We start from the raw sequence: 2,398 nt of genomic DNA, 5'->3' as shown, positions 1-2,398 counted from the left end.
CAGCCAGGGTGCGGGCCGGGCGGGCGGTGCGCGGTGTGGCCGGGCCGGTGGCCTGGCGCCAGTGGGAGCGCACGGCGGTCAGTTCGGCCAGCGCCCGACGAGGTCGTAACTCGCGGGTTCTCCGGTGACCCAGTCACGCGGGGAGCAAAAGCGATCCGCGCGAAACCACTGCCCGAGCACCGTGCAGCCGTGTCCCGCCGGGAGCCGACACCGAGGCGCCCGGGCCACCCCTACTCGGGGCCGAGCGCGATCAGGGTGGTAACCCGGGTGAGGGCAGGTTCTCTCGGCACCGAGCTGAACCCGAAGCGCACGGGCGGTTCAACGGCGGCCACCGGACCGAGATCGGTGCCCTCGAAGGTCGCCGACAGCGCGGGAATCGGCCGCAGGTCCCGGGCCCCGTACCACTCACGACGTCCCCCGATGGTGCTGCCGCGGGTCCGAACCCCGGGCAGCAGCAGGCCGGCGAACCGGTCCGTCAGCGCGCTCCACGCCGGACGACGGGCGAGCGGGCCGGGGACGGCACACAGCAGCATCCCGAGGAGCCCTCGCCGACCGGTGGTGAAGCACAAGTCGAGTGGTCCGGCGGTCACGGTCCACGCACCGGCGGCGGAGCTGACCTCGACCGGGACTACGCGTACGGCGTCGAAGGTGTAGGTGGCGCCGACAAAGTCCGCCGTCTCCCGCGTGGGGGCCAGCAAGAGCCGCTCCCCGTCAGCCTTTTCGAGCATCACATCGCTGAACGGCCCGAACGGCGACCGGCACCAGTGGCCGAGCACGATGCGGGTCCCGGACGAGGTGCCCATGCCCGCGATCCATCCCTCGAAGCGCAGCAGCGGGCGCCGCCTGACTCTGCTGGGCCTCATCCGGCTCCATCCCCCTGGTCTCTGCTCGTAGAACCTTGAGGTGCCTCGGCTGCACGACGGCGCGGTGCCCGCCCGCGATCAGCGGGAGCCCACCGTGACGGTCGGGAGGGCCCGAGGCGTACCTTCCTGACTCCTTGCGAGAAGTGCACCACGGGATCGCCGAGAGGGGCGGGCAGGCCCGCCGCGGTCGTCAGTGTCTCCTCCAGCACCTCGACGGCGGCCTCCGCCAGCGGCCACGGCTCGTGCTCGACAGGGGTCTCCCAGAGCATGCCCAGCCGGCGCGTGTACGCCCGCCAGCGCGCGGTCATCCAGACGTCTCTCTCCGCCGCCTGGACCGGGGCGCCGAGGCGGACGACCATGCGGTAGGAAGCCCCGTCGGCCCACCGTGAACCCGCGTACGTGACGGTGTTCCCGCTCACGGACACGCTGAGGGTGCCCGGGTGGTACGGCGCGCCGATGGCCCGGGCCGCCACCATCAGGGGGCAGGCGACTTCCAAGGACAGGAACCACAGCCCGTCCCGGCCGTCCCGGTGACGGACGTAGGTCCGCAGGTTGGTCTCCGCGAACGCCGGAAGTCCGGGCAGCGCCCTGGGTGTTCCGGGAGGGCGCACATCCGCCATGACGAAGGGCGTGAGTCCCACCCAGACGGCCCCCTCGTACTCGTCCAGGGTCAAGCCCTCGGGCACCAGAGGCCGCACGGCCTCCGGCCGGAAGGGCCAGTGGACGAATGTCTGCGTCAGCCACGCGGCCCGCAGCGCGGGCAGACGCACCCGGGGATTCGTCTGATATCCCACCATATGGGGCCCATGCCCCAGGTGTGGCGACCGGAAACGCACAGCACCAGCCCTGCCATCCGGGGCGCCCGGGATCATGCCATGTCGGAACCACGGAGCAAGAGCAGTGACACCGCCATGCCGGACACCACGATCGCCGCCCGGAACGGCCACCGGCTCCGCGCTCCCGACGGCAGGGTCGTACCCGCGACAGCGACGATCACGGCGGCCGTCGCCAGCACCCGCTCCGGGATCCCCCCTGTCCCGGGCGCCCCCGCGACGAGCACGCCCACGGCCGTCAGCATCGCGAAGGGGGCCAGCCACCGGCAGGCCGGACGGCCCAGCCGATGTGGCGCTCCGCGTACACCGGTCGCGAGATCGTCCTCGATATCCGGAAGGACGTTCACCAAGTGCGCCCCCACCCCCAGCAGTGCCCCCGAGGTCACCGCCCACCAGGCGGGCCAGGACGGGGTGGGCAGGCCGAGAGTGACGAAGGCCGGCAGCGCGCCGAAGGCCGTGGCATAGGGCAGCGGTGAGAGCACCGTGTGCTTCAGCCTCAGGTTGTAGGCCCATCCCGCGGCGACCATGCCCAGGTGCGCCGCTCCTGCGGCCGCGCCGCTCAACAGCGACAGCGGCACGCACAGCGTCAGCGCCGTCCCGGCCGCGACCGCCGCGGCCCGGGGGGAGAGTTCGCCTGTGGCCACCGGCTTGTCGCGGCGCTCGCACACCGTGTCGCGCTGCGCGTCGGCCGCGTCGTTGCAC

At 72.9% G+C, this 2,398-nt stretch carries 3 protein-coding genes; all 3 read right to left on the bottom strand.

The features are described from left to right. Window positions 1–230 precede the first annotated feature (230 nt). The gene (locus tag GKQ77_RS31645) at window positions 231–863 is read right to left on the bottom strand and encodes a hypothetical protein (protein ID WP_219692554.1); all 633 of its coding nucleotides are present in this window, start codon (window positions 861–863) and stop codon (window positions 231–233) included. Further along, window positions 860–1,660, bottom strand: a complete 801-nt coding sequence (locus GKQ77_RS31640; protein ID WP_219692553.1) for a YqjF family protein — start codon at window positions 1,658–1,660, stop codon at window positions 860–862. The genes GKQ77_RS31645 and GKQ77_RS31640 overlap by 4 nt, the downstream gene beginning before the upstream one ends. A 71-nt stretch (window positions 1,661–1,731) precedes the next feature. Next, window positions 1,732–2,398: UbiA family prenyltransferase (locus GKQ77_RS31635; protein ID WP_219692552.1), on the bottom strand; the 667-nt coding region annotated here is incomplete at its 5' end.

The sequence above is a fragment of the Streptomyces anatolicus genome, from assembly GCF_019400875.1.
Taxonomy (GTDB): Bacteria; Actinomycetota; Actinomycetes; order Streptomycetales; family Streptomycetaceae; genus Streptomyces; species Streptomyces anatolicus.
The sequence above is the reverse complement of the archived record's forward strand: the minus strand, read 5'-3'. Positions and strand labels throughout refer to the sequence as shown.

Coding starts and splice junctions, on each gene's coding strand:
- GKQ77_RS31645 (WP_219692554.1), bottom strand. CDS start 863: ATGAGGCCCAGCAGAGTCAGGCGGCGCCCGCTGCTGCGCTTCGAGGGA.
- GKQ77_RS31640 (WP_219692553.1), bottom strand. CDS start 1,660: ATGGTGGGATATCAGACGAATCCCCGGGTGCGTCTGCCCGCGCTGCGG.